4 protein-coding genes are annotated in these 5845 nt (G+C 70.2%); 1 reads left to right on the top strand and 3 read right to left on the bottom strand.

Annotated features, from left to right (window positions below):
- From Q0C41_RS29215 to Q0C41_RS29205, 3 genes are all read right to left on the bottom strand, one after another.
- The coding region (locus Q0C41_RS29215) for a fatty acid desaturase (RefSeq protein ID WP_291990177.1) at positions 1-498 on the bottom strand (498 nt) is incomplete at its 3' end.
- 3 nt (positions 499-501) lie between these two features.
- Positions 502-2658, bottom strand: a complete 2157-nt coding sequence (locus Q0C41_RS29210; protein ID WP_291990175.1) for a pitrilysin family protein — start codon at positions 2656-2658, stop codon at positions 502-504.
- On the bottom strand, positions 2655-4187 hold the full coding sequence (locus tag Q0C41_RS29205) for a pitrilysin family protein (RefSeq protein WP_291990173.1): 1533 nt from the start codon (positions 4185-4187) through the stop codon (positions 2655-2657). Before Q0C41_RS29205 ends, Q0C41_RS29210 begins: the two co-directional genes overlap by 4 nt.
- A gap of 141 nt (positions 4188-4328) precedes the next feature.
- Between Q0C41_RS29205 and Q0C41_RS29200 the strand changes: the two genes are divergently transcribed.
- Positions 4329-5845 (top strand): serine/threonine-protein kinase (locus tag Q0C41_RS29200; RefSeq protein ID WP_291990171.1); only part of this gene is annotated, 1517 nt, incomplete at its 3' end.

The raw sequence follows: 5845 nt of genomic DNA, 5'->3' as shown, positions 1-5845 counted from the left end.
CATGCGGGCCGCCTGCACGCCGAGCAGGGGCTTGAGCAGGTGCAGGACCAGCCCGGACGCCGACGCATCCTGCAGCGTCAGGTAATCGGACTCTTCCCCATCTTCCTCGGTGCCGCAGTGCCGGTGGTGCTGCCAGTGCGCCCGACAGAACGCATCGTAGCTGGTGACCAGCACGCCCCCGCACGCCAGGCCGACGAGGTCGTTGGTCGGCCTGGCACGGAACAGCGTGCGATGACAGCACTCGTGCATCAGGATGGTCAGCTTGTAGACGTAGGCCCCGATGAGGGGCAGCACTGGCGCCATGGCCAGCAGCCCCCAGCGGTCCACCAGCCACGGCAGGCTCGCCACGGCCCCGAGCAGCACGCCGAACAGCACCACCACGGCCCGCCAGCCGAACGCATCGCTCGGGACGTACCAGTCCCGCGGCACGTGCACCCCGACGGGGCGCACGAGTCCGTGCACGTACGTGACGCCTGGCGGAGCGGCAGTGGCCGGCATGCCCTACTTCGCCGGCCCGAACGCGTCGGCAGCCAGCGTCGGGTTGACCTCGATGCGCGTCACGGTGACCTTCTGCGCCGTGGTGCCGCCGAGCATCGAACGCCGGGCGTACGGCACGGTGAGGCCGCCCGGGGCGGCACGGTAGTCGTCGAACTCGGTGAGCACGTCGGCCGGTGCCCCGGTCGGGCCCGTGCCGCGCGCGAGGAGACTGCGCAGCTGACCGGTCTTCGGATCGATGCCGAGCGTCACCGTGTCGCCGTCGACCTCGACCCGGACGATCGTGACCGGAGTCTCGCCGACCTTGCCGTCGCCGGCCGCGACGGCCGTGAAGCCGGGCTGACTGCGGCGCTGCACGAGGAAGATCGGCGACCGCTGCACCTGCTTCAGCATCTGCGTGCGCTGCGCCTCCGGCAACGGCATCGATCCCTGCGGCCCGCCCTGCACCGTCCCGGACGCGCCGCTGATCAGCATGGTCATCGCCCCCATCGGTGTCACCAGTTCCTGACGGAGCCGATCGGGCGGCGCCACCACCATCACGGACTGCAACTCGATGTCCCCCTGTGGGGTCGTGGCCGCCACCGTGGTCTCCTCGCGGTACGCCTTCACCGCGTCGACGGCTGCCGCGCCCCCCATCGTGGCGACGAGCTGTCCGATCAACGCGCGTCCCGCCTCCGCCGCCGCTGGCGTGACCGCGCCCGCGGGTGTGGCGGGTGCCGCCGAGGGCGGCTCCGGGATCGAGATGTCGAGCGTCTTCACCGCGCCGAACGTGCCGAGCGGTTTGTCGCGTCCCTCGGTCGGGCCGACCACCAGGATGGCGAACTGCTCGGGCTTGATGTACTGCCGCGCGACGCGGGCGGTGTCGGCGGGTGTGACCTTCTCGATGCCGACGCGATACCGCTCGAGCCAGTCGGTCGGCAGGCCGTAGTACTCGTAGGTGACCTGCTGGCCGAGGACCTGCTCGGTGGTCGCCGAGTTGAAGATGAACGAGTTGAGGATCGACTGCTTGGCGCGCGTGATCTCCTCGGCCGTCGGGGGCTCGCCGATGATCCGTCGCGCCTCGCCGATCAGCGTCTCGATCGTCTCGGCGGTCGTGGCGGTCTTGGTGCTCGTGCTCATCGAGAACGGCGCCACGCGGGTGTAGCTGCTGCCGACGGCGCCGCCAACGGAATAGGCCAGGCCCTTCTTGGTCCGCACGGTGGAGAAGAGCCGCGAGGTGAAGCTCCCGCTCAGGACCTCGTTGAGCACCTGGACGGCGTAGTAGTCTGGGTCCGTGCTCTTGAGCGTGCTCATGTGGCCGATGCGGATCGACGACTGCGCGACGTCGCTCTTCACCGCCTCGTACACGCCGGCCGTCGACGTGGGCCGTGGATTCGGAAAGGTGATGGCCTGCTTCGGGCCACGCGGCCAGGTGCCGAACACCCTGGTCACCGCTGCCACGGCTTCGCTCGTCGTGATGTCACCGTGGACCGCCAGGATCGTCTGGTCGGGATGGAAATACCTGGCGTGCCAGGCGACCAGATCGTCGCGGGTGAGGCCCTGAAGGGTCGCGTACGTGACCTGCCGGGCAAAGGGCGTATCGCCGCCGTACATCAGCTCGCGGAACTCGCGGCTGGCGATCGAGTTCGGGTCATCGTTCTGCCGCGCGATGCCGGATTCGATGCTGCGCCGGGCCACGTCGAGACGCGCCGGGTCGAAGCGGGGCTGGCGCAGCACGTCGGAGAAGACCTGCAGCACCTCGGCGAAGTCCTGCTTCAGCACGCTCATGCCCGCCGACGCCGAGTCGTCGCCGATGCCGGTCTCGATCGAGGCCGCGCGGCCTTCGAGATACCGGTCGAGGGCGTCAGGCGTCAGCGCCTGCGTCCCGCCGGCCCGCATCTGCGATCCCGTCAGACTCGCCACCCCGACCTTGTCGGCCGGTTCGAGCAGCGACCCGGTGCGGATGCGTGCCGACACGCTGACGAGCGGCAACTCGTGATCCTCGATCACCAGCACGACCAGGCCGTTGGGCAGGACCGTCCGCGTCGGCTTGGGCAGCGAGAACGCCGGCAGCGCCGGATACTTCAACTGATCGACGGTGGCGACCTGCGCCTCGGCTGGCGTCGGCACCAGACACGCCAGGACGAGCGTCGACCACGCGAGCCCCACGGATACGCGGCTCATCGCGTTCCTCCCGCGGCAGGCGCCGCCTCGTTCTCCAGCCGGGCGACCGTGCGGTTGCTGGCCTTGAACACGTCGGCAGCCACCCGTCGGATGTCGGCCTTGGTCACCGCATCGGTCCGTTCGATGTAGGTGAAGATGTCGCGCCAGCTGCCCGTCAGCGTGTGATACGTCACCAGTTGCTCGGCGAGGCCGCTGTTGCTGTCGAGGGACCGGATGAGATCGGCCTTGGCGCGCGTCTTGAACCGCGCCAGCTCCTCATCGGTCACATCCTCGCTGGACATCCGGGCCAGCTCCGCATGCAGCGCCTCGGCGACCTTGTCGTTGCTCACCCCGCGCGCCGGCACGGCGAGGGCCACGAACAGGTGCGGGTACTTCACCCCGGGCAGACCGCCGCCGACCTGCGCCTGCACCGCCACCTTCTGCTTCTCGACCAGCGACGTGTAGAGACGCGAGGTTCGACCGCGGCCGAGGATCTCCGCGATGGCGTCGTACACCGCATCGTCGGGATGCAGGGCCGACGGCTTGTGGTAGCCCTCGATGTAAATCGGCTGCGCCTTCTCCCGCAGCGTGATCGAGAGCTCGGCGGCCTGAGGCGGTTCGAGCGTGCGCAGCGGCGGCGGCTTCTCGCCCTTCGGCAAGCGCCCGAAGTACTTGTCGATGATCGGGATGATCTCGGCGGCCTTCACGTTGCCGACGATGGCGGTCACCATGTTGGCGGGCACGTAGTAGGTGCGGAAGAACGCCTCGGCATCGGTCATGGTGAACCGCTGCAGGTCGCTCATGTACCCGACCGTCGGCTGCTTGTAGGGATGGGCGAGGAACGCGGTCGCGAGCATGCGTTCGATGAGCTTGCCGATAGGCTGACTCTCCGTCCGCTGCCGACGCTCTTCCATCACCACGTCGCGCTCCTTGTAGAACTCGCGGAACACGGGGTGCAGGAAGCGCTCGGACTCGAGGTACGCGAACAGCTCGAACTTGTTGCTGGGCAGCGAGTAGTAGTACGTCGTCGCCTCGGCGCTGGTGCCGGCGTTGAGACCGACGCCGCCTTCGCGCGACACCGCCTCGTCGAAGGCATTGGGCACGACGAACTCCAGCGCCGCCGCTTCCTTCGTCTTGAACACCTTCAGGAGGCGGTCCACCTCCGCCTGGTCGGGCTTGACGACGGCGCGGGCGCGCTCGTAGGCCTGGTAGGCCGCTTCGAGCTCGTCGAGGGCGACCTTCTCCTTCGCGAAGTCCTTGGTCCCGAGCCGCGGCGTGCCCTTGAACGCCATGTGCTCGAACATGTGCGCCAGTCCGGTGATCCCCGGCACTTCCTGCGCCGACCCGACGTCGACGCGCGTGGCGAACGAAAACACCGGCGCTCCGGCCCGCTCGAGGATCAGGAACGTATACCCGTTCGGCAAGGTGTGCACCGTGAGGCGCTTCTCGAACGACGCCAGGTCCTGGGCCGACACCGACCCCACCCCGACCATCACCGAGGCCACCACGGCGGCGCAGACCCCACGCCACCCACGCAGGCTCAACTGCATCTCGACTCTCCCATCGAAGGACCGGGACGGTCCCGGCCCTATTATGACGGTCGACCCCGCGCTTCCGGCTCCCGGCGCATGCGGTTCCCCTCCGGCCAGCGTTAACCCCCTGCAGGGGCAGCCGTCGCCCCGTCGTTGCGCATGACCGAGCTGCCCTCCCACATCAGCCACTACGAGATCGTCCGCGTCCTCGGGCAGGGCGGCATGGGTACGGTCTACCTCGCGGTCGATCCCGCGCTCCGCCGCCAGGTCGCCCTGAAGGTCCTGCGGGCCGACTCGGCCGACCAGCGCGAGCGCTTCCGCCGCGAAGCCCGTATCGTCGCGCGGCTGCAGCACCCCAACATCGTCGCCATCTATGCCGTCGGCGAGCACGAGCACGCGCTGTTCATCGCCATGGAGCACATCGATGGCGAGCCCCTGTCCGACGCCATTCGCCGCCGGGCGGCGTGGGGCCTGCACCGCAAGCTGCAGATGGCCGCCGACCTCTGCGCCGGACTCGCCTTCGCCCATCGCAACGGCGTCATCCACCGCGACGTCAAGCCGTCGAACCTGATGGTGGCCAACGGCACCGGCACCCTCCGGTTGCTCGACTTCGGCATCGCCCGCGGCGCCGACCCTGGCGCCACCCTGGGCCTGACGATGCACGGCAACATCGTCGGGACGTTGAACTACATGTCGCCGGAGCAGATTACGGGACAGGCGCTCGACCACCGCAGTGACATCTTCGCGGTCGGCCTGGTGCTGTACGAGCTGCTCGCCTACCGGCAGGCGTTCCCCGGCGACAACCTCGCGACGCTCACCTACCGAATCGTCCATGGCGGGGCCGACCCCCTGCAGCAGGTGCAGCCGGATCTCGACCCCGAGCTCTGCGCCGTCGTCGACCGGGCCATGGCGCGCGCGCCGGATGACCGCTACCCGCATCTGGAGGCGATGCGGACCGACCTGCTCCGGGTCGCGGCACGCCTCAGTCCGGAGGCGGCGGCCGGGCTGACCCCATCGGGTGCCGCTGGCACGACACCCGCGTCGGGCCATCCGCTGATCTGGTCGCGGGCACTCGACCCCACCGTCGAGGCCAGCGGTCCAGCCACGCCTCACTCGACGGCCAGGGTGCCAGGCGGAGCAGCGGACGCCCCAGAGGAGCGCCACGTCCTCCGCCGGCCCCTCTCCCTCGCGGCCGGGGTGGGCAGTGCGATCGCGGCAGGTGTGCTCGCAGCCTGGGTGGGCGGTGGCCTCGAACGAGAGACACCACCACCCGAGCCGACACCGGCCCGCCCGGTGACGAGTGACGAGCGGCCGTTGCCTGCCTCACGGACTCGAGAGGCGCCGACCACGCCGCCGGTCGCGGACACGCGCGCGCGCCCCGAGCTCGTGACGGCCCCGACGCCGCGACCGTCCGGCACGGGGGACGCGCCGCCTGCAGAGGCTGCGCAGCAGGTGCCACGGGTGCCTCGGACGTCACCGCAGGCGGCAGCCGCATCCACGCCGCCGACCCTGGTCGTCCAGGGCCTGCCCCCATCGATCCTCGTCGAACCCGGCGCCTCGCCGGCGCCATCGGGGCTGACGGGCAGCCGCGAGCCCGGCCCGCCGCCCCCAGCGCCATCTGCGGCCGGCGGCGGCGCACCCTCGAGTCCTGCGCCAGGAGGGCCAGACGACGAGGC

This window comes from Luteitalea sp. (assembly GCF_022842525.1).
Classification (GTDB): domain Bacteria; phylum Acidobacteriota; class Vicinamibacteria; order Vicinamibacterales; family Vicinamibacteraceae; genus Luteitalea.
This window is presented reverse-complemented; position numbering and strand designations above follow the sequence as displayed.